This is a genomic window from Dyella acidisoli, assembly GCF_030160295.1.
Classification (GTDB): Bacteria; Pseudomonadota; Gammaproteobacteria; order Xanthomonadales; family Rhodanobacteraceae; genus Dyella_B; species Dyella_B acidisoli.
Genome location: NZ_BSOB01000003.1, coordinates 1 through 22,943 on the forward strand (window position 1 = coordinate 1; position 22,943 = coordinate 22,943).

Annotated in this window: 12 protein-coding genes; 6 read left to right on the forward strand and 6 right to left on the reverse strand. The window is 58.6% G+C overall.

Translation table 11 applies throughout. The features are described 5' to 3' along the window. Window positions 1-161: 161 nt before the first annotated feature. Window positions 162-890 (reverse strand): Crp/Fnr family transcriptional regulator, encoded by a 729-nt coding sequence (locus QQJ86_RS00595; protein ID WP_284318948.1) that lies wholly within the window; start codon window positions 888-890, stop codon window positions 162-164. Window positions 891-1,119: 229 nt separating this feature from the next. Between QQJ86_RS00595 and QQJ86_RS00600 the strand changes: the two genes are divergently transcribed. From QQJ86_RS00600 to QQJ86_RS00610, 3 genes are read left to right on the forward strand one after another with little or no spacing between them, the layout of a single operon-like run. Then, window positions 1,120-1,689, forward strand: coding sequence for a GNAT family N-acetyltransferase (locus tag QQJ86_RS00600; protein ID WP_284318949.1), 570 nt, complete (start codon window positions 1,120-1,122; stop codon window positions 1,687-1,689). Window positions 1,690-1,722: 33 nt separating this feature from the next. Continuing rightward, a complete protein-coding gene (locus QQJ86_RS00605; RefSeq protein ID WP_284318950.1) occupies window positions 1,723-2,595 on the forward strand; it encodes a universal stress protein in 873 nt (290 codons plus the stop codon). 27 nt (window positions 2,596-2,622) lie between these two features. Beyond that, entirely contained in the window at window positions 2,623-3,114 is a 492-nt protein-coding gene (locus QQJ86_RS00610; RefSeq protein ID WP_284318951.1) for a universal stress protein, read from the forward strand. A 65-nt stretch (window positions 3,115-3,179) separates the two neighbouring features. Here QQJ86_RS00610 and QQJ86_RS00615 read toward each other — a convergent pair whose 3' ends face one another. Then, window positions 3,180-4,565, reverse strand: coding sequence for an FAD-containing oxidoreductase (locus QQJ86_RS00615; RefSeq protein ID WP_284318952.1), 1,386 nt, complete (start codon window positions 4,563-4,565; stop codon window positions 3,180-3,182). A 412-nt stretch (window positions 4,566-4,977) separates the two neighbouring features. Here QQJ86_RS00615 and QQJ86_RS00620 point away from each other — a divergent pair, with 412 nt between their 5' ends. Beyond that, a complete protein-coding gene (locus tag QQJ86_RS00620; protein WP_284318953.1) occupies window positions 4,978-7,212 on the forward strand; it encodes a sialidase family protein in 2,235 nt (744 codons plus the stop codon). A gap of 577 nt (window positions 7,213-7,789) precedes the next feature. Further along, entirely contained in the window at window positions 7,790-8,317 is a 528-nt protein-coding gene (locus tag QQJ86_RS00625; protein ID WP_284318954.1) for a hypothetical protein, read from the forward strand. A gap of 43 nt (window positions 8,318-8,360) precedes the next feature. Here the strand turns inward: QQJ86_RS00625 and QQJ86_RS00630 are convergent, their stop codons facing one another. Beyond that, entirely contained in the window at window positions 8,361-9,926 is a 1,566-nt protein-coding gene (locus QQJ86_RS00630) for an alpha-N-arabinofuranosidase (protein WP_284318955.1), read from the reverse strand. A 167-nt stretch (window positions 9,927-10,093) separates the two neighbouring features. Then, window positions 10,094-11,218: a hypothetical protein gene (locus QQJ86_RS00635; RefSeq protein ID WP_284318956.1), complete on the reverse strand. Its 1,125-nt coding sequence runs from the start codon at window positions 11,216-11,218 to the stop codon at window positions 10,094-10,096. A gap of 241 nt (window positions 11,219-11,459) precedes the next feature. On the opposite strand from QQJ86_RS00635, the gene tssA reads away from it, so the two are divergent. Beyond that, entirely contained in the window at window positions 11,460-12,503 is a 1,044-nt protein-coding gene (gene tssA, locus QQJ86_RS00640; RefSeq protein ID WP_284318957.1) for a type VI secretion system protein TssA, read from the forward strand. Window positions 12,504-12,549: 46 nt separating this feature from the next. Here tssA and QQJ86_RS00645 read toward each other — a convergent pair whose 3' ends face one another. Beyond that, on the reverse strand, window positions 12,550-13,644 hold the full coding sequence (locus QQJ86_RS00645; RefSeq protein WP_284318958.1) for a hypothetical protein: 1,095 nt from the start codon (window positions 13,642-13,644) through the stop codon (window positions 12,550-12,552). A 13-nt stretch (window positions 13,645-13,657) separates the two neighbouring features. Beyond that, on the reverse strand, window positions 13,658-22,933 hold the full coding sequence (locus QQJ86_RS00650) for a filamentous hemagglutinin N-terminal domain-containing protein (RefSeq protein WP_284318959.1): 9,276 nt from the start codon (window positions 22,931-22,933) through the stop codon (window positions 13,658-13,660). Window positions 22,934-22,943: the final 10 nt, after the last annotated feature.

Below are 22,943 nucleotides of genomic sequence, written 5' to 3' on the forward strand. Positions count from 1 at the left end.
CCTTGGTGAGGCCTCATACATAGATGCAGCCGGCATTCGGGGATGAAAAAAGCGGTTGACGAAGGGGGCGAGTCCATACATAGGCTGGGATGCAATCCCAGCATAACATTGTAGGCATGCATGATAATGCTGGGATTGTCATCCCAGCCTACGAACGTCCATCAATTCACTGCTACACCTGCCATCGAGCGCAATCCATCGACGTCCAATACCCGCACCTCGCGACGTTGCACGTTGATGTAGTTGAGATCGTCCAGACGCGACAGCGCACGGCTCACCGTCTCATGCTTCAATGCAAGAAAGCTGGCCATGTCGATACGGCTCATACGCAGAATGAAGTGCCTGGCGCTGTAACCCAGCCGAGCGTAGCGTGCGGCTACTTCGAGCAGAAAGGCTGCGACGCGACGCTCTGCCGCAAGCGTGCCGAACATCAACATCCATGAGCGGCCGTTGCGAACTTCGGCAGCGAGCGCTTCAGTGATGCGAGCCTGCACGTCAGGCACGTGCAGACAGGCGCGTAACACAGCAGGATAAGGCAGCTCCCAAGCTTCGCTGTCCTCCAGCGCAATGACGTCGCAGGAATAGGTCTTTAGGCCGATCGATTCCACGCCGATCAGATCACCACGCATGCGAAAGCCCGTAACCTGTTCACGTCCATCCTCGGCCAGCTCGCAGGTTTTATAGGAGCCGGCGTGCACCAGATAGATCGCCTGAAATGGCTGCCCGGCGTGGTAAATGCCCTGCCCCGCAGCGTGCTTGCAACGGTGCATCGGCACGTGCTGGCGAAGCATCTCAAGGTCCATACCGATGCCACCGTCGTTCGCCAATGCAAGCAGCGCATAAGGTTTACCGGCAGGCATTTCAACGGCGGCGGATACTAGCGCGGTCATGACGATGTCCCCAAGGCAGTCTCTGGTCGCTGTAGAGCTCACTCTAGACTCAGCCAGTAGCGCCAAGAGTTCCGACTGGCAACGGTTTGTAACGGTTTGTAACAACGCCGCTCGCCGAAGATGCAGACAGCAACCTTCACTGCACTTGACCGCGATCAAGCGCATGTCATCTGCTGCGCGCTAAATAGTTCATGCGTCCATTGGACATGACTACCGCGAGGTCTTCGCCATGGCTCCCGACACGAAGCAACCGTTTGCCGAAAGCTCCACGCCACTTGCCGCACTGGAAGGTGACCACTGGATCGAATCGCTGCGTGACGGAACGCGGGTACTCGTTCGCCCGCTGCGCAAAGCCGATCGACCGCTGGAGGAAGCATTCATCCGCAATCTCTCCGCCGAAGCAAGACGTTACCGTTTTCTCGGCGACTTCAAGGAACCGAGCAAAGAACTCATCGATCGACTGATGCATGTGGATTATGTACACGACATGGCTTTTGTGGCGCTTGCGCACGACGAAGGCAAGCTGAAAGAAATAGGCATCAGCCGCTATTCGGCCACGCAAGACGGCAAGCAATGCGAATGCGCCGTTACTGTGGCCGACAACTGGCGCCACCGCGGCTTGGCTGTGCTGCTGATGCATCACCTCATCGATATGGCGCGCAAACACAAGTTTGCCCGGATGTTCTCCATCGACGATGCCGGTAACGAACCCATGCACGAACTGGCCTCGTTTCTAGGCTTCAAGCGCGAATTTCATCCAGAAGATCCAAGGACAGTGGTCTATTCACTGGTCCTGTGATCGATATGGCATCGACTTGCGGAAGATCCACTCATGCTTGCTCAAGAATCCAAAGGCACCATCAACCCCACCTCACCCTTGGCGTTGCGATTCCACGATGTGCTCGCACTGGCAACCTCCACCGGACCGTGGAGCCCTGCGCTGTTGGCTGCCGTCGACATGGCCGCACGCTGGCACTTCAATGTGACCGCTTGCTATGTGCCGGGTGCCCTGCGCGAACAGCGTGCGTATGAATCCGAACCCACGGTAATGAGCCTGCTCACCGACGTGGAATACGAATGCCTGGACGATGCCGTGGCGTTCCAGACCTATGCCCGCAGTCATGGTGCGCTTTATGCGTCATGGACGGTAACGCGCACGGCAATCGCACCTACGCTACGCAAGCTCGGCGCGTGGCACGATCTGGCAGTGCTGGAACGCGACATGGTGGACGAAGTGCGCATATTCGACATACTCGGGGAAGCGATGCTGAGCAGCCGCATTCCGTGCCTGGTGTTGCCGCCACAATGGAACCAGGCCGTCTCGTTCGAGCGCGTGGTGATCGGCTGGAACGGAAGCTTCGAGGCGACCCGCGCGCTGCACAGTGCCTTGCCGCTGATCAAGCTTGCCAAAGAAGTAATCCTGATCAACGGCGAAGTGCGCACGCCATACGACAACCAGATCAGCGTCGCCGAACCCGACCCCATCGTCTACCTGATGCACCATGGCATCACTGCCAAGCCGCATTACATTCATGTGCCCGCCGACAAAGCAGGCGAAACACTTCTAGCCAAGGCACACGACGCGCACGCGGATCTTCTGGTGATGGGCGCCTACGGACACTCGCGCATTCGCGAGCGTGTGCTGGGTGGTGCAACGCGGCACGTCATGGCGCACGCCGATATACCGGTATTCATGCAGCACTGAGCACGAAGTGCATCGGAGGCACCACTCATGTCCATGGCAACCGTGACAAGCTGGCAAGACCAAAACGTGCTGCCGAATGCATCGTTCCAGCATTTGCTCATACCTATCGACGGATCGGATTTGTCGCTGCACGCCTTCAGCCTCGGCCTGCAACTGGCCCGCACGATCGATGCGAAAGTGCTGGCGCTGCATGTGGTGCCGCCGTTCAATTCGATCGCCTACATGACCGAAATCCTTGCTGCAGCGGAATTACGCTACAGCACCCAGGCCTTGCAAAGCGCATCACGCTACTTGGACCAAGCCAAAGCCATGGCTATGGATGCACAAATACCCTGCGAATGCCGCTACGTTTTCGGCGATCACCCACATGAAGCCATTCTCGATGCGGTCAACGAGCACCATTGCGATCTGATCGTGATGGCCACGCATGGCTGGCACGGTCTGAACCGGCTGGTACTGGGCAGCGAGACACAAAAAGTGCTGGTGAGCAGCCGCATACCTGTACTGGTTTGCCAATAGCTCAAATGGAACGCCGATTGCAGCGACGGTGAAAGCCTCAATATCACGGCATATATTGATCAATTTCACCCATGCTTAGCAGGCGCCAGACTCTGCAATGCCGTCGGCAGCAACTCCGCAACGGTGGGATGAATGTGGACGGCATGCGTCACCGTGCGATAAGGCGCCTTGGCGTACATCACATCGAGCAGGCTGTGAATGGCCTCGTCGCCGTTGACGCCAAGAATGGCTGCACCGAGCAATTGCTGGCTATCCGCATCCACAATCATCTTCATGAAACCGAGCGTCTCGCCACGTTCTATCGCGCGTCCGACGCGTGTCATGGGCCGCACGCCGATTTCCACTTTATAACCTTGCTTTAGCGCTTCTTGCTCCGTAAGCCCAATGCGTGCAAGCGGCGGATCGATAAACAGCGCATAAGCCGCAATGCGATCGGAAATCTGTCTGGATTCACTGTCCAGCACATTGGCGGCGACGATTTCAAAATCGTTATACGAAGTATGGGTAAAGGCACCCTTGCCGTTGCAATCGCCGAGTGCCCATATGCCCTTCACATTGGTCCGACATTGATCGTCGACCGTGATATAGCCACGTTCGTCCGTGACGACGCCCGCCTTCTCCAGCCCAAGCTCATCCGTATTGGGACGGCGGCCTACTGCCAGCAAAAGATGTGTCCCGCGCACTTCCAGCCGTGGCTTGGCGCATTTGGCTACTACATTCACGTCGCCCTCTTTGCCATGCACTTCGATGCATTCCGCCGAAAGATGAAAGGTGATGCCTTCCCTTTGCAGGATATCGACTACTGCTGCGGAGACTTCGGGGTCCTCGCGCGGCAACAAGCGATCGCTGCGCTCGACTATCGTTACCTCAGCGCCAAAACGCCGAAACATCTGTCCGAACTCCAGGCCGATATAGCTGCCACCAACGATCACTAGGTGCTTTGGTAACTCGCGCAACGCAAGGATGCCGGTGTTGGTCAGATAAGGGACCGTATCGATGCCAGGAAAATCGGGTATGGCGGCACGCCCACCGACATTGAGAAAAATCTCGTCGGCCTCGATAAGTTCATCGCCTACGCGCAAGCTGCGCGGCGATTCGAACACGGCGTGTCCGCGCAGCAAGGCAACGTTTTGCATGCCGGCGAGCCACTTTTCGACATTGCTGCGCGACTGCCCTGATATGCCTTGTGTCCGCGTCCAAACACGCTCCATGTCGACGCGAACATCGCCTTTGGCAAGCACACCATAGCTGTCCGCGCGACGCGCCATCTGCGCGACATACGCGCTTGCCACCATGGCCTTGGTGGGAATGCATCCGGTATTGACGCACGTGCCGCCTACCAGTTTGCGCTCTATCACGGCAACTTTGCGACCGGATTTACCAAGGCGCTCAGCCAATGATGGACCGGCCTGCCCTGCCCCGACGACCACAGCATCGAATCGCTGACTCATGACGCCTCCGCGAAGCAGGTAAATGCGGAGTGTGTCGCAGCGTAGAAGAAGAAAGCGTTAATCACCGTTCGTAGGTTGGGGTGCAAACCCCAACATCAGGATTTATGCATGCATGGCCATGTTGGCGTCTTCACCTAACCTACGCACCATAAATCACTCAAGCCTTCTTGCGATTTTTCTTTGTGTGCCGCACCAGATTCTTGAAAGACTGCGTGCGTCGTGGTCTTGTCCTCATGGGACAGGGCAGTCCAAAAAATTTAGGCGTACATTGCCGGCGGCATTTAACAAGCGGGTATCGAAAAAGCGATTTTCCGGGTGCGATGAAAACCGGAGCAACGCCGTCCGACGAAACGTTTGATCGCCACGGCGACGTTCTGCACTTGAGCAGTACTGCCAACCTAGAGAGGGGATAATGAATAATATTTTACGCCGAGCCATCGCCAAGGGGCTCGCTTACGGCACATTTGCCTTGCTTGCTGCATCACCTGTTGCAAACCTTGCGGCACAAACCACGACAGCACCTTCATACGCCTGGAAAAACGTACGTATCGTTGCCGGCGGCTATGTCGACGGCATCATCGCGCACCCCGCGAAACCTGGATTGTTCTACGCACGCACCGATGTTGGCGGCGCCTATCGTTATGTATCGACGACCGGCAAATGGGTGCCGTTGAACGATTGGGTGTCACCGTCGGACTCGCAATGGATGGGCGTCGAGAGCATCGCCATCGATCCGAACAATCCGAAGATGCTGTTCATGGTCACGGGTTTGTATACGCAGTCCTGGGGCGCCAATGGTGCAGTGCTCGTATCGTTCGATGAAGGAAAAACATTTGCCTCGCATCCGCTGGGTTTCCGCGCGGGTGGCAACGAAGACGGGCGCAACGCAGGCGAGCGTCTCCAGGTCGATCCGAATCTCGGAACGATCCTGTTTTACGGCACATCCAATGATTCCTCGCAGGCCAGCACCAACGGCTTGTGGAAGAGTTCCGATCGCGGCACGACATGGAGCAAGGTGAACGGCTTCGGCGCACTTTCCAGCGATGGCAGTGGTGCGGGCGTGGCCTTCGTCGCTTTCTACAAGCCGTCGGGCATCAGGGGATCAGCCACCAAAACCATCTTCGCCGGTGTGTCCACCGCTACGGCCACGTCGACGCTTTACAAGAGCTCAGACGGTGGCGTGACCTGGACACCGGTCAGCGGCGGACCGACCGGACTGATGGCGCAACGTGGACTGATTGCACCGGATGGCACCTTGTACATCACCTACGGCAACGCAGCCGGCCCCAATGGCATGACCAAAGGGCAAGTGTGGAAGTACAACATCGGCTTGAATACGTGGCAGAACATCACGCCGCCGGACAAGTACAACTATCCGTCCGGTTTCAGCGGGCTGTCGATCGATCCGGCCAAGCCCGGCACCGTCGTGGTGATGACGATGGACCACTGGTGGCCGAGCGACACAATGTATCGCACCACCAATGGCGGTACGAGCTGGGTGGACGTGGGCGCCACTGCAACGCGCGATGCCAGTGAGTCGCCATGGATCACACAAGGCCAATCGCAAGCAGCGTTCGGCAATTGGGGCGAAGTAGTCATCGATCCCTTCAATCCCGCGCATGCCATGTACGGTTTCGGCGGCGGCATTTGGGAGACTGGCAACCTCACCGCAATCGATAGCGGGCAAGCGACGAACTGGAGCGTTGGCGCCAACGACATTGAGGAAACCGCCGTCATCACGTTGATCTCCCCTACTGCCGGTGCGCATCTGCTCAGCGGTCTTGGCGACGTCTGTGGTTTCGTCCATACCAACCTTGCCAAGGCTCCGGCGAAGCAAAACAACAATCCCATCTGCTCCAACGGCACCGGGCTCGACTTCGCGAAAAATCTTCCTTCGAAGATCGTGCGTGTCGGTACTGGCAGTAACAACGTGTTCGGCGCGGTGTCGAGTGACGGCGGTACAACCTGGACGCCGTTTGCAAACCAGGCCGGCTCCACCAATGGCGGCGGCAGTGCAGCCATCTCTGCAGACGGCGGCACGATCGTGTGGGCACCGTCGGATGTGACGCCTGCTTATTCCACCGACAACGGAACGACTTGGACAACGTTGAGCGCGCTGCCCAAGGGTGTGCAGGTGGTGTCGGATGGTGCCAACGGCAATCTGTTCTACGCATGGAATTCGTCGACCGGCACCTTCTACAGCAGTTCCGACAAGGGCGTGACCTGGTATGCCTCGGCAACCAATTTGCCGGTGGTGGCTTCATGGCAGAAGAGCCAGGTGACCACCGTCACTGGGGTTCAAGGCGATATCTGGCTCGCCACGCCGGCCGGCTTGTATCGCAGCACCAACTCCGGCTGGAGTTGGAGTGCGTTTGCAGCGTCCGCCGTGACGTCGGCCAATTCGGTTGGCTTCGGCAAGGCCGCGACGGGTGCGTTCTATCCCACTATTTACGTGTCAGGCACCGTAAACGGCACCACCGCGCTGTTCCGCTCTACCGATGTGGGCAAGACGTGGGTGCAGATCAACGATGCGCAGCATCAGTGGGGCGGCGTCTCGCTGGTTGTCGGCGATCCGCGCACCTTTGGCACCGTGTATCTCGGAACGAATGGTGCACGTGGTGTTATCTACGGCACGTCGAACGATTGATGTGTCATGTTGCTCCCTCCCCTGCTTGCAGGGGAGGGTTGCAGCGCAGGTTGTGGCGCCTCCCCAACATTCCGTCTGAAACAAACTCAATCTGCCCACCGACCATCATGCCATCCGCGGTCTTTGGAGCAGCCACCGCCTCTTGGCATCCGACCGATTGAAATTCACGTTGCCGGCGCTCGGGTGCATGCTCTAACGAGTGGATTGATAATCGCCAAAGCAATACGCGTCAGCTATAGACGTGTCATTTAATTTTCCTGACGCCCGACGATTTGCGACGCTGAAAAGTTGACGCTTTCATCACGCCATGTAGCCGACGCTTTCGCGGCCTATTTACGTCAAGTCACATGGGGATTCCGGCTCTGCCGGTGCGGCGAGAAGTCTTGACGTCTGCTGGAATTGCATCGGGACGATCGTGAGTCGACAGGCCCACGAAACGACTCCGATGACGAGCACGCGCCCAGCCAAACGAAATCGGGCGCACACACCACGCGGGTGTTCATCCTGACAGGTGCGGAGCGCATCGGCGCCCCGCTCAGCCACTTTACGTGATCACTCTTTGAGGAGGTAATGAGCTATGAAAGCATTCGGTAAACGCATCATGTTGGCTGCAATGGTAGGGACCACTACGCTCTCCTTGATTGGCTGCGCTAACACCGTAACCATTCATTACAATCAATCCGCGACTTGCAGTCTCTTTGACAGCAATCCGACCGGCTCACCGCATACGACCACTCAATCCTCTAACGGACTGTTCGTGATCTACAAGGTCACTTCCGTCGTAAACACCAGTTCTGGGGCCCAGGATTTCAACTTCAATCCATCGAAGGTCTACAACGGAAATCAAAACTTCGCCAATAACCAGTCTTTCGACTATTTGCTGCAATTGGCGCAACCGAAGACGGTGGCTAAAGGAACAACGGCCAACGATCTTGGCAAGCTCATTATCGATACCACCGCGGATCCTAACAACGATCGGAAAGCGGACTTCCCGCTTCGCTATAACAGCGGCCAAGGCGAGAGCGTATTGCTTGTCAGAGACAACCCGAACACACCTCCTCCTTTCCTCGATCCGTGTTCGCCATCCAATATCAATAGTCTGTAAAGGACAATCGTAGGTTGGGGTGAAAACCCCAACCTACACAGATTCAATGGATGTCCAAAACCACTAGCGATTTTGCCGGCAACGCTACCGTGACCACACCATCCTTGATCGCGGCATGATTGAACGCGGCCGGCTCCACTATGTGCGGATGGTCGAAGGTATTGATGGAAGTCATCGCCGGTGCAGTCAGCACCCTGCCCTGCATGTTTGTTCCCGCGATACCAGCAAGGCGCAAGTGAACCGTCTCGGCACGATGCGGGTCGAGATTCACCAGCGCCACGTGCACCACGCCGGTAGTGTCACGCCCGGCCGCGGCATGGACGCCCGGTACCGAGACATTCCCGTAGCGATAGTCCGGCGCTTGCACATCGACCGGCAATGAAGTGGCACCCTGAAACACCTTGTACATGTCGAAGACGTAGTACGTCGGCGTCAACACCATCTTGGCCTTGTCCGTAAGAATCATGGCCTGCAGCACGTTCACCATCTGCGCGATGTTGGCCATGCGCACGCGATCTGCATGTGCCTGGAAAATGTCCAAGGTGATCGCAGCAGAAAGCGCGTCGCGCAGGCTGTTCTGCTGGCACAGCGCAGCGTCGCCCGCACTGGGGTCCTGGTCCATCCAGTTGCCCCATTCGTCCACGGCCAATGCCACACGCTTCTTCGGGTCGTATTTGTCCATCACCGCACTGTGCTTGGCGATGAGTTCGTCCATGCGCAACGCACCCTGCATGGTGGACATCCATTCGCTTTCGCCGAACTGCGTGGCCGAGCCTTTGTGCGACCAATCGCCGGTTGGAATGGTGTAGTTGTGCAGGCTGATGGCATCGATCTGGCTGCCTGCCACTGACATCACCGTGTCGGTCCAGCCAACGTCATCGGCGTTGGCGCCGCTGGCCACCCTGGATATCGGTGCATTGCTGGGCGCATGCACGAACGTGGCGTACTGGCGATATACGTCCGCATAGAACTGTGGGCGCATCGAACCACCACATCCCCACATCTCATTGCCGATGCCGACGTAATCGAGCTTCCACGGCTTATCCCGGCCATTTGCACGCCGCTCCTGGGCAAGGGCGGAGTGGCCGTCGGCCGTGATGTACTCGATCCACTGGCTCATCTCACGCGGCGAGCCAGTCCCGACATTGATGCTGAGGTAAGCCTTGGCGCCGATCAGTTCCGCGAAATCCATGAATTCCTGCGTGCCGAACTGATTGTCGTCCTCCCCACCCCATGAGGCGTTCATGCGCATCGGCCGCTTGTTACGCGGGCCAATGCCATCGCGCCAGTTGTATTGATCCGCAAAACAACCGCCGGGCCAGCGAATGACCGGCACCTTGATCGCCTTCAAAGCCTCGACCACATCCTTGCGGTAGCCCTTGATGTTGGGAATGGAGGAATTCTCCCCAACCCAGATGCCACTGTAGATACCCCGCCCCAGCTGCTCGGCGAACTGGCCGTAGATCTCCGGATGGATCACCGGCCCTGGCTTGTCCGCGTGTACGGTGACCTGGACTTCCGTATCGACGCCGGCATAGGCATGACTCGTTGCAAGCAACAGCGTGGTGACGGCAAGACTTTGGCTCAATAACCGAACAGCTGCTTTCATGAATACCCTCCCGGTCACGCGCGTATGCAGGAATGCACAGCATGGAAGTCGAGCAAATTCTCGCAACGATTTCCAGGGAGTGTCTTTTATGATTTTGCGTAGGCTGGGGTGCAAACCCCAACTCGCAACGTAGACATGCGTGGCAATGTCAGCGTTGCCACCCCAGCCTACGCATGCCTCAGTATGGCAATGACGATCTCCACCACGATCAACACAATGATGGCCAACTCCAGCAACTCTGCACGCTTGCCAGATGCTTCTTCATAAAGCGCGGCGTACGTATCCCGGATGATCGCCAGCTTGCGGTCCACGGCATCACTCACGCGGCTGACCCGGAACAGATCCAGCGCCGCTGCGTAAACACGGGCGAGATAGACGTCCTCGGTGACCTGTAGCGCGTTGTCCACCTTCTCGGTAATTTCGGTGACTTCCGCCACCAGGGTATACAGCTTGCGCGCCAGATCGGCGAAGCGGCGCGATGCCAGCGGATTACCCGCGTGATGAGCGGCCTCGACCATGTCGTACATGCGCGGCAATTCAGCGTCGAGCAGCTCGTCGTAGAAGCGCATCTCCAGCAATTGCGCGTTGGCGACTTCGAGAATGTCCGCCACGTCGGAATCGCCGCGCGGCTCGTAGATGAAGGCACGGTCCCAGGTCAATACCACCAGGTCATCGAGGTAGTAGGAGAAGCGATGCTGCAGCAGGTCCCTGCGCGCTTGCTCCGACAGCGTTCGTTGCTCACCCGACAGCAACGGCACCAGATCGATCTGCTCATGCATCGTATTGGCAGGCACCGTTTCCTCAAACGCGTGCACGATGCCAAGCAGGTAATCCTCGTGCAGCGAAGCAGTGGTGGGCTTGGACAACGCGGGCAGCAGCGCCGCACGTACCTGCTGCAGCAACTGCCCCCAGATGAGGCTATCGGCGCCAGGCCCCAAGAGGGCATCTACGGCATTCACTCGCTGCGAAAAAGCCCCCCAATTGCATGACGCAACCGGAATCCGCACCGAAAAAGCCACAGCGCCGAAATCGTACAGCCTAGCTGTGACGTCGGCCTGGTACATTTGTCCCCGCAGCAGTAGCTCCAATGGGTCGAGTTTCAATAGCACCGGAGGAACGCCGAAAGCCACTGCCTTGGGCGGTGTGCTGCCAAGCTTGCTGCGTACGCTGGTCGAAGGTCTTTGCTGATCCCACAGCAATTCCACGTTCGACAGATCGATTGCATCGGCAATATCGATCAGATGCATCGCAATGATGGCAGCCGAACGGACTGTGGGTTGCTCGTACGGCATGATGCACATGCCTCTGGCGAAGGGGATGCGCTATTCAACCCATATCAATTCGCCGACGCAACAAGCCTGGTCGTGCAGGTTGGGGGCAAACCCCAACATCACCACCTGCACATACATGGCAATGTTGGGTGTTTACACCCCAACCTAACCTCCCCAAAAACCTCCGGTGCATGTAAAAAAACAGGCGCTCAATGCAATCCAATTGAGGTAGGATTTCCCCACCTCAAGGACTGCTACGCCTATGACCAGCTACGCTCTGGAGTCGCTGTTGTCTCCCCTAGATGGGGCTTCGCCTACCGGCGAGAATCTGGAATATGACCCTGATTTCATGGCCCTGGAACGCCTGGCGGCGACCAAGGCCGAGCGCGCCGTCGGCGACAGCGTGATTGCCGCCGAGGAGCCGGACTGGGACAAGGTTTCCAGTCAGGCGAAGGCGTTGCTGGGGCGTTCCAAGGACCTTCGCGTGGCAGTGCACCTGACCACCGCCTGGATGCGTACCACCGGCATGCCCGGCTTTAGCGCCGGCCTGCAGCTGACCCGTAACCTGCTGGAGCATTTCTGGGATAGCGTGCATCCCCAGTTGGATGCGGAAGACGACAACGACCCCACCGCACGGGTCAATGCCGTATCCGCCATCACCGACCTGCAAGGCATGCTCGGTTTTTTCCGCAATACGCCCTTCGTGCAATCGGTGCGGCTGGGACGGTTCTCACTGCGCGACCTGCGCATTGCCAACGGCACGCTCAAGATCACCACGAATGATGATGAGGAAGGCACCGAGCTTCCTGGCATGACCCAGATCGAAGCCTGCTGCATGGATTGTCCAGAAGAGCAGCTCGCTGCGAACGTAGCGGCGATCAACACCGCGTTCGATCACATCAAAGCCATTGATACCATTTTCAGCGAACACATCGGCACGGCCGGTCCGGATTTGAAGCCGCTGCTCAGTGATGTCTATGAAGTAAAGAAATTTCTGGAGCCGCAACTCGCCAAACGCTCACCGCAGACTGTGGAGGCCACGGGTGTTGCAGAAGGTGAAACCACCTCGACATCAGCCGGCGGCACAGCGCCAGTTGCCAGCGGTCGTATCGAAACGCCGCAAGATGTGATTCGCAAACTGGACGAAATCTGCGACTACTACGCCCGCTGCGAACCCTCCAGCCCCATTCCGCTGCTGCTGCGCCGCGCACAGCGCCTGGTGGGCTTGAGCTTCGTGGATCTGATGAAGGATCTGGCGCCGGGTGGTATGAGCGAGTTGCAGGTGATTTCAGGTCCTGAGGAATAGAACGCGCTGGTATCTGTAGGTTGGGGTTTGCACCCCAACCTGCGCGTTAATACACACCTTTGCAGATATTGGCTGCCGACCGCACAAACACCGTACGCGTCGACGGACTCCAGCTCAATGTAAATCCCGCAGGCAAGCCAAGCGTGATATCCGCAGTGGCACTTTGCTCGACCGGCCCCACCGATGCGCTGTTGCCATCGCCGAATGCCACCTTGGCGCTGATGGCATAACGCGATGGATCCGGACATGCGGCAGCATCGACCTGTCGTGACGATGTGCTGCCGTAAGCTGTGACGTCCGGCAAGCTACCTGTTACAGGCACGCGTTGACCATTGCTGCACGTTGCGGTCAATTCGTAATTCACTATCACGCGCAAGGGCTGCGTCACCTGCAGCACGGCTAGTGCTTCCGGTTGTGCAGAACAGCCCATAAGAAACGATTTGTGCTTGGTCACCACGTGCAGCAGATAGGTGCCGGACTTGCTCCCTACCCCGTTCGGAAGTTTCAGCTCGATACGTGTCGGCAGCGTGCCGGTGATGACCGGCTGCGCATCGACGGCTTTGCCTTGTTCGTCGGTGGCGGTGACTTGCGGATCCGCGCATTGCGGATCCCCGAGATTCGTGCCGACCAGCGCCAAGGCAATCGGTGTGCTGCCTGGATGCAACGCAAACAACGGCCGATGATCGATGGTTTCGACGCCACTGATCACCGGCGTAGCTTTCGATGAACTCGATGCCGTAGCGAGCCGGTCGATGGTGGTAATCAAGCTATCTGCCATCGCCTTCGCGTCGCTGCCTGGGCACCCCGGCTCCGCATCGAGATAAGCGCGTGTGCGCTGGACGGCCGCATCGCCACGCCATACTGCTACGCGCGAGCTGTCATCGATGATGTCGACTGGCTGACTCATCTTATTGCCCAGCGACTTGCGCAGCGCGTCGGCCATCGTGCCCAGGCGTGCACTTGCTGCGGTGAGGCGATCGTCGTGCAATTTGCTTGCACGCTCGGCCAACTCCTGCCGTATTGCATCGAGCCGGCCAACCACTGCTTCGCCGGTCAGGCGAGGCGCAATCTGCGCCTGCGCATGACCGGCGGCAAACATGCCGCAGCACCCCAGTAAAACCAACCAACGTGCGCTGCGCATCCACTCTCCTCGCTTATTCGTCCGAACAATCCGTGCCACCGCCCGTCTGGCAACTCTGCTGATCCGGCGGCAACAAAATGCCGGAAGGCACGATACCAAACGCGCGGTAGTTCGCAGTGATCACACTGGCGTCGATATAGGAATCCAGGTGATTGTTTACGTTCTGCGCGCGGCTGGAGAACAGCGAGGTCGGCACGTTCACGCTATCGCCAACGATCGACAGAATGTCGCCGAACCGATCCACTGCGTAGAAGTACGCCGGCGGGTCACCAACCAGCGGCACATACTGCGTCGTCAAACCCGTGACATAGATCGGATTCGCCTGCGTACCAATCGCACCCGTCGACGACCAGTAGCCGCTGCCGTCATACGTCCACGTGTGATCTGACTGGTACAGGTTGCCGTGAGTGACCGAGATCGACGCCGTCGATGTACCGGCATCTACCACATAGTTGCTGCCGTTCAAGGAACTCAAGGTCAGCGTTTGGTCATCCGCGAAATTGAAGCCGGATAGCGAACGGAAATCACCCAACGTGCCTACTTTGTTCAAGCCAGTGAGCGTGGTGAGTCCGCCGGCGTTGCCGCTAAGCGTGGCCGCCGCGATTGTGCCGCCAGTACCTTCGCTCAAGGTGCCCGCTGCGTTCAAGCTCGTCGCAGTGCCGCTGATAGCATTGTTGATGGCGATATCGCCGCTGGTGGTAGTAAGCGCGAGACTGCTACCGCCACTTACCGCACCGCTCACCGTCAACGCCTGCGCATCGGCCAGGCTGAAGCCGTTCGCAGTAAACGAACCCAGCGTACCCACCTGATTGGCACCATTGAGCGTGGTGGCGCCGATGGAGCTACCCGTCAGCGTGTCGGCCTGGATGCCGTTGCTGCCCTCGCCGATCGCCTCCGCCGAGTTCAACGACACCGTGTTGCCGATCACCGTACCGTTGATGGTGATACCGCCGTTGGTAGTGGTCAGCGCGGTGCTGCCATTGCCGTTCACCGAACCGTTAACCGTTAACGCCTGCCCGTCGGTTAAGCTGAACCCATTGGCACTGAAGTTGCCGAGTGCGCCCACCTGGTTGCTGCCGTTGAGCGTCGCGGCACCAGACGCACCGCCGCTGAGCGTACCTGCAGTAATGCTGCCGCCGCCCTCGCTGATAGCTCCGGCAGCATTCAAGGTCGTAGTGCTGCCGAGCAAAGCGCCATTGATGGTGAGACCGCCGTTGCTGACGGTGATGGCGGTACTGGTGCCACCATTCACGGTGCCGTTGATCGTCAACGCGGGACCATCCAGCAGAGTGAAATGCGAAGCGCTGAAATTACCCAGCGTGCCGATTTGGTTGGCCGAACTGCTCAAGCTGGCCGACCCACCGACGCCACCGGACAACGTGCTGGCGACAATGCCCCCACTACTGCCTTCGTTAATATTGCCTGCCGCGTTCAACGCGGTGGCGGAGCCACTCACCAAACCGCTGAGAGAGAGATCACCGCTGGTAACGGTAAGCGTCGTGCTGCCATTGCCAGTCACAGGCCCTGCTACGGTCAAACTCTGCCCGTTGCTCAAGCTGAAGCCATTCGCATTGAAACTACCCAACGTGCCGATCGTGTTGGTACCGCTGAGCACGGTAGCACCCGCCGATGATCCAGTCAGCGCACCTGCGCTGAGACCACCCGAGCTGGTGATCGCACCATTCGCGCTGGTCATCGTCAGCGAACCACTCGCGGTGATGCTGTTGGTCGAGGTAATACCGTTCACACCCGTCAGCGAGATGTTACCGCCGCTGATCGCGCCGCCGGTCGACAGCGTTCCGCCGTTGGAAGCCAGCGCGATATTGCCGCTGCCTGCACTGATGCCATAAGCCGTCAACGTGCCGCCTGCGGTCAATGCGACACTGCCATTGGCATTATCGGTAAGCGAAGCGACGGTGAGATCGCCAGCATCATTTAACGCCACACCCGCGCCCGTCGCCGTGACTGCGCTCGTGAAGGTGTTGCCGCTATCGGTAAGCGATATCGCTCCATTACCACCATTGAGTGCTGTGGTGCCGGCGATCGACAACGCACCGGTCTGACTGATCGCGCCGCCATTGCTGGTCGCCACCAAGTTGCCGCCAATGTTGCCGCTGCCGAGATTCAAGTTGCCACTGCTGGTGATCGTCAGATCACCCGTATTCAATGTGCCCAAGTTCAGTGCTGCGCTGTCCGTGATCTGCGTGGTGCCACCAGTGAGGTTAACCGCTCCACCGAACGCATTGCTGGCATTGGTCAACGCGATCGCTGCGGTGCCTGCATTGAGCGTGCTGTTGCCGCTGACCGACAACGGACCGCTCTCGCTGATTGCGCCACCGTTGCTGGTTGCTGCTAGATCACCGCTAACCGAACCACTGCCTAGATTCAGATCGCCCTGGCTGTTCACCGTCAGCGATCCCGTGTGCATCGCACCCAGTGTCAATGCCGAACCTTGGCTGATTTGCGTGGTGCCACCGGTCAACGCTACTGCCCCAACAAAATTGTTACCACCGTTAGTCAATGTGATCGCATTGCCGCCTGCATTAAACTCACTGTTGCCCGTTACGGCGAATGCGCCGGTCTGAGTGATCGCACCGCCTGTCGTAGTGATCGACAAACCGCCACTGCCGATCGTCAACGCACTACCGCTGAAGGTATTGCTGGTGCTGGTCAGGCCGTTGAGAGTTGCCGCGCCACCTAATGTGACGTTGCCGCTCGTATTGAGCACAAGTGCATGGGTGCCATTAATGGTGGAAGTAAAGGTGAGGTCGCCATTGCCTGCGCTATGCAACGTGGCATCGTTACCCAGCGTAACCGCACCGTTGTAGATTTGCCCGCCACCAGTGGTCTCATTGCCATTGATGGTGATGCCGTTGGCAGTGACGTCCAATGTGCCGCCTACTGCGGTTCCCGGCAACATCAGGCCCGCATTGGGGTAAATCAGCGTAAGGTTGCCACTGATGCTGGCCGGCAATGTCAGGCCGCTGCTCGAAGTGGCATACGCATTCGCAAACGTAAGATTCTTGATCTGCGTACCCGCAAAACTCACAGTGCTCTTGAACTGGTTGCTGGTGTTGCCGAGCAGCACGTCCTGCCCGCTACCGCTCTGCGTGACACTGGCCGCACCGTTCACCGTGAGCGCGCCGTTCTGAGTGATCAAACCAACACCCGATGCAGTGAGCGTACCGCTCACTGTGCCACTGCCCAGGTTTAAACCGGCACCGCTAGCCGCGATCAAGGCACCGGTGTTGAGCGTGCCAAGCGTAAGCGCGGTGCTGTTGGTGATCTGCGTGGCGCCGCCCGTCAGCGTTACGGCACCGGTGAAAGCGTTACTCGCACTGGTCAAGGTGATCGCGTTGCTGCCAGCGGTGAAGTTGCTGGTACCGGTTACCGTCAAAGATCCAGCCTGCGTAATGGCGCCGTGAGCAGTTGCAGTCAGATTGCCATGGATCGTGCTGCTGCCAAGCGTCAGCGCTGTACCGTTGTTGATTTGTGTAGTACCACCTGTCAACAGTACAGCACCTGTAAAGTTGTTGCTCCCGTTGTTCAGCGTGATGGTATTGCCGCCGGCATTGAAGGTGCTGGTGCCGTTGACCGAGAAAGTGCCGCTCTGAGTAATCGGGCCGCTGGCCGTAGAGATCGACAGTCCGCTAGTGCCGATGCTCAACGCGCCGCTGCTGAAGCTGCCGCCGTTGCTGGTTAGCCCCATGAGCTGGGTGGGCAAGCTGCCGCCGATCGTCACGCCGCCACTGGTATCGAGCGCGAGAGCGTAAGTGGATCCGCCAACACCCTGCGCGAGATTGATGTTGCCGCCAGCAGTGCTTTGCAGTGTGGAGCTCCCGCCCAAGGTCACGGCACTGTGATAGGTTTGTGCGCCCCCCGTAGTTTCGGTGCCGTTGAGGGTAATGCCGCCCCCCGCAGTAAGATCCAGCGCGCCCGTGACAACGATTGTCGTTGGCACTGCCAGCACGCCATTGACGTAGTCAATGGCGAGATTGCCGCCCACGCTCGCGGGCAGTGTCAAAGAGGAAGGCGGTGCAGCATTGGTGAACGACAGATTACGGATCGGCGCACCCGCAACGAAGCTGGCCGCGCCCAGGATATTATTGCCCGAATTATCGAGCACGATGTCGTGATTGCTACTGTTCTGCGTAAAGCTCGCTGCGCCGGTAACGCTCAATCCAGTCGTGCCACTGCTGTCGTCCTGAGTAATAGAACCATTGCTGATGACGGTAAGCGCACTCACGGAGCTATCACCCAGAATCAGCGCACTATTGTTGGTGAGCTGCGTGGTACCACCGATCAGTGAAACCGCACCAGTGAAAGCATTGCCCGCGTTGGTCAACGTGATCGCATTGAGACCCGCGCTGAAGCTGCTAGTACCGCCGACGGTCAATGCACCGCTTTGCGTAATAGCGCCGAGGGTGCTTGAAACATCGAGCGTACCGGTGATCGTGCTTGTCCCCAGCTGTGTGGCAAGCGTGTTCGTAAGCGAAGTGTTACCACCTGCGAAGTTCACCGCTCCGGTGAGCGCATTGGCATTGTTCAAGGTGATCGCATTGCTGCCCGCGCTGAAGGTACTGGTGCCGCTCACCGTCAAAACACCGGCACTTGTCTGGCTGATCACGCCGCCGCTGTTAACCGTCAAGCTGCTGACGACGCTGGTATCCAATTGTGTGGCCAGCTGATTGGTGAGCGACGCTGCACCGCTGATCAGGCTAACTGCCCCGGTGAAATTGTTCCCGGCATTATTCAGCGTGATCGCGTTGGTGCCCGCTACGAAGCTGCTGGTAGTGCCTACGCTCAACCCACCACTTTGCGAGATGGCGCCAGTGCTCGTTACGCTGAGGCTGCCTGTTTCCGTACCCGCGCCAAGCTCTGTCGCCACGCTGTTGACCAAGCTGACGTCGCTACCACTCAGGCTGATCACCCCAGCAAAATCGTTCGCTCCGCTGTTGAGTGTTATGGCATTGCTGCCAGCATTGAAGCTGCTGGTGCCCGCTACCGTAAAGCCACCAGCTTGGTTGATCGTTCCGGAGGTAGCAACCGACAAACCGCCGTTACCGATATTTAGCGTATTAGCACTGAAGCTGCCACCTTGCACATTGAGGCCGTTCAGCGGGCCGTTGGTGCTGCTGCCGCCTACCGCGCCCGCAAAGCTTACAGCCCCGTTCGGCGCATCCACAGTCAACGACTCGCGTGTGGTCGCGGCATTATCCACCGTGCTGCCGAAAGAAATACCGCCTGTAGAACCTGAACTGGTCAGCGTCACGTTATTGCCGAGCGTTACTGCGCCAGTATACGTTTGCGAATGCGCTGTAGTAGTGATGTCACCTCGCAGCAGCGCAGCGCCGGTTACCCTCAAGCCGGTAAGCGATGAGGTGCCGCCAAACGTAGCAGCGCCGAAAAGGGTGACCCCGGTGCTTTTACCGCCACTTACTCCATTGGTAAACGTAGTACTTGCGGCGGCAAGGCTGCTCACTGAACTGCCTAGTGTTACCGCACCTGTATAGCTTTGCGTGCCGCCGGTAGTAGTGACAATTCCATCCAGCGTCGATGTGCCGCTGACGCTCAGCGAAGCGAGATTTTCCATGCTGGTGCTGCTCAGCACCGCGTTACCTGCGATAGTCAGATTTTCACCGGATTGATTGATCGCATTGTTGATCGTCACCAGAGAGCCTGCCAAGGTGGTGTTGGCGCTGCTCAAGGCCAGTGCACCAGTATAGCTCTGGGTGCCGGTGGTAGTGACATTACCGCCTAACGTAACGCCGCCGCTGCCGTTCACCGTCAACGAAGCCAATGACGTGAGGCTGCCTACCGCACCACCGAAACTAACTGCGTCGTTCGAATTGGTAATACCGAGGTTGTAGCCACCGTCCACGGTAGAGCCGAAGCTAATCACACCACTCGACCCGGTGTTGGTGAGCGTGGTATTGCCAGTCAAGGTCACAGCACCCGAGTACGTCTGCGCGTCGGTGCTGCTGACCGTGCCCTGCAACTGCGTCGTTCCGCTAACCGACACGCTGGCCAGCGTCGAAGTGCCACCCAAGACCGCATTGCCGGTAATGCCCAGTGAACTGGTGCCGGTACCGCCGCTGACACCCGCGCTCAGGTACACCGTACTGCCGGAAAGCGAATACGTATTCGTTCCTGTTTCGCTGAGCGTCAACCCTCCGGCATAGGTCTGGCTACCTGTGGTGCTGACGTTACTAAGGTTGTTGTTCAAGCTGGTGGCGCCGCTGACATTCAGCGACGCCAATGGTGTTGTATCGCCAATGTCCTGATTGAACGTGGTGGTGCCGGTGGTACTTACATTGAGGCCAAACCCGCCGTCCACCGTGCTGTTGAAGACCACATTGCCGCCGCCAGAACTGTTCAGCGAGGTATTGGCACCTACAATCACCGGACCGTCATACGTCTGTCCTAGCCCCGAAGCGACGTTTTGCGTAAGGGTAATACCGCCTGTGCTAATCGCGTCGAAGCTGCCACCTACCGACACCGTACCCAAGGTCAGCGCATTGCCGCTGTTGTTCACGGTGACGCTGTGGCTGCCGTTGTTGCTCAGTGCCACCGCCCCTGTGAAATCGTTGCCGCCATTGTTGAGCGTGATGACGCCCGCTCCCGCATTGACGGAAGCTGCTCCGGCGCTTGCCACCTGCGTGATGGCAGTACCCGAAGCTTGCGTAATACCGACGCCAGTCAACGTTAGCGTGCCGGTACCGACCGACACATTTCCCACCTTCAGCGCGTTAGTGCCATTGCTTAAAGCGACGTTGTTGGCACCGCTGTTACTCAATGCCACCGCCCCAGTGAAGTCGTTACCGCTGTTGTTAAGCGTGATGACGCCTGCCCCGGCAGTGAAGGAGGCCGTTCCGGCACTCGCCGCCTGCGTGGCGGTAGTCCCGGACGCCTGCGAGATGCCGACGCCCGTCAACGCCAGCGTGCCGGTGCCAACTGACACATTGCCCAGCGTCAGCGCATTGCTGCCATTGTTCACGGTGACGTTGTGGGCGCCGCTGTTGCTCAGCGTCACCGCCCCCGTGAAGTCGTTGCCGCCTCTGCCGAGAGTGATGACGCCCGCCCCTGCATTGAATGAGGCCGTTCCGGCGCTCGCCGTCTGCGTAATGGCGCCGGACGCTTGCGTGATGCCGACGCCGGTGAGCGTCAGCGCGCCGGTGCCGACCGCCACATTGCCCAATGTCAGCGCATTACTGTCGTTACTTACAGCGACGTCATTGGCACCGCTATTGCTCAGCGAAACATTACCGGCAAAGTTATTGCCACTGTTGATTGCCGAAATAGCACCCGCACCTGCCGTAAGCGAGGTGGTGCCACCAATGGTCAGCGCGCCTGCCGCATTGATGCCAGAACTGGCGATAACGGCAAGGTTACCGTTGCCGCCGGTGGTATCGATGCTGGACGTACTGTCGACACTGAGACTGCCGACGGCGCCAGTGGTTGCGTCTCCGATCTTTACGTTGCCACCGCCTGTGCTGATGCTGGACGTGCTGCTAAGGCTGACTAGACCATTGGTCTCGATATCGACATTGCCTCCATTGGTGGCAATGTTGGCGCTCTGCAGTTGCACTGTGCACGCCGTGGTGCAATTGGTACCCGCACTGTACGTGGCGCCCGTCGCCGAGCCACCGTAATCCGCCCACAGATTGACATTCAGCGAGTGCGTGCCGCTATTAGCGGCGGAGATGTTGCCGTTGAGAAAAATACTCCCAGCCGCTTCCAGATACAGCGAACCGGCGCCAGCCGCAGTGATGTTCGTCCCGCTGGCAAGCGTAATGTCACCGTGATCTGTGCCGTTGCTGCTGGTATTGGTGAACACGAACACATTGGTGTTACCGGTCAACGCAGCATTGATACCGGTCGGGCTGATCGTAGAGGTACCGGTAGCCGTGAATGGATTGGTGAACGTCGAACCACCTGTCTGGATGGTGACGTTGTAGGGATCCAGCAACCATGTACCCGCCGTACCATGAGCCGCCGACGCATCCACGTTGCCCTGCGAGTTGAGCCCGTAATGCGAGGACGTTTCGACCAATCCACCGTTACCGCCCAACGCACCACCACGCGCACTGATATTGCCGTAGAAATTATTGACCTGGTTGCCCCATACCACCACTGAACCGCCATTACCTGTCTGCGTGGCATCAGCATTCAACGTCGCGGTGGGCGCCACATAAGTGGCGTTGGCAGTCTGCAGCCCTTCCCCGCCCTGATAACCACCACCCACGCGAATGCTGCCGCCGCCGTTCGTGCCGGAAGCATTCACATTGCCGCTGACGTCGACACCATGGTCGGACAACACCTGCACGCTGCCACCTTGCGTGCCGGACACATCAATGGTGCCGCTGGTAACCGTGTTGCCGCCGCTGGCAATCAGCTGCACTTTGCCGCCGCGAGTGGTGATGCCGCCCGCGCTGACTACGCCGGTGTTGTTGACCAGGTTGGTGAACAGGTCCTTCGCTGCCGAGGCCTGCAGCACTACCGTGCCGCTGTCCGCTTGTAGCTTGCCTTTGTTCGTGACGGCGGCTTCGTCGGTGTTGAGGCGTTTTTGGAGTTCACCGGTGACCTGCACATTGATCAGGCCATCGCCGTCGAAATCGAGCACGGCGCGATCGGCGCCATCGAGATTGATGTGGCCGTAGTTGGCGACGATCAGGCCGTCATTCTCTACCTGTCCGCCAATCAGGCTGACCGAACCGCCGCTGGCCGCTTCGATGGTGCCGTGGTTGACGATGCCAGCGCTGCTGCCGTGCGCATCCAGGTTGAAATGGTTTTTAAGGAAGTCGCTGGGTGTGAGATCCAGCGTGCTCGCCACAAGACCGCCCACATTCATCTGCGAGCCGGCACCGAAGATGATGCCGTGCGTGTTGATCAGGAAGATCTGGCCGTTGGAATTGACATGGCCGAAGATCTGGCTGGGGTTCTGATCAAGAATGCGATTGAGCGCTACCGAGGTGAACGATGGTTGCTTGAACAGCACCGAGGCGTTCGCGCCGACGTTGAAGCTTTGCCAGTTCAATGCCAGCAGTTGCGAATTCTGTACGACGGTGGTGTTGGCGCCGCTCTGCGAAATGGAGCCGCTGCCGCCGACGATCGCGCCGCCAGTGGGCGTGGCGTTCGCCGCCACATGCCCGCCTGCCCATACTTCGCCGCCGAAGGCGAAAAGACCCAACAAGGACAACAGGCTTGCCGGGAGCAATTTGCGCCGCAGGGCCGGCAGTCCATTCGAGTGACGCGACACGTGCAGCTGTTTGCCAGTATTCGTGTTCATGATTGCCTCC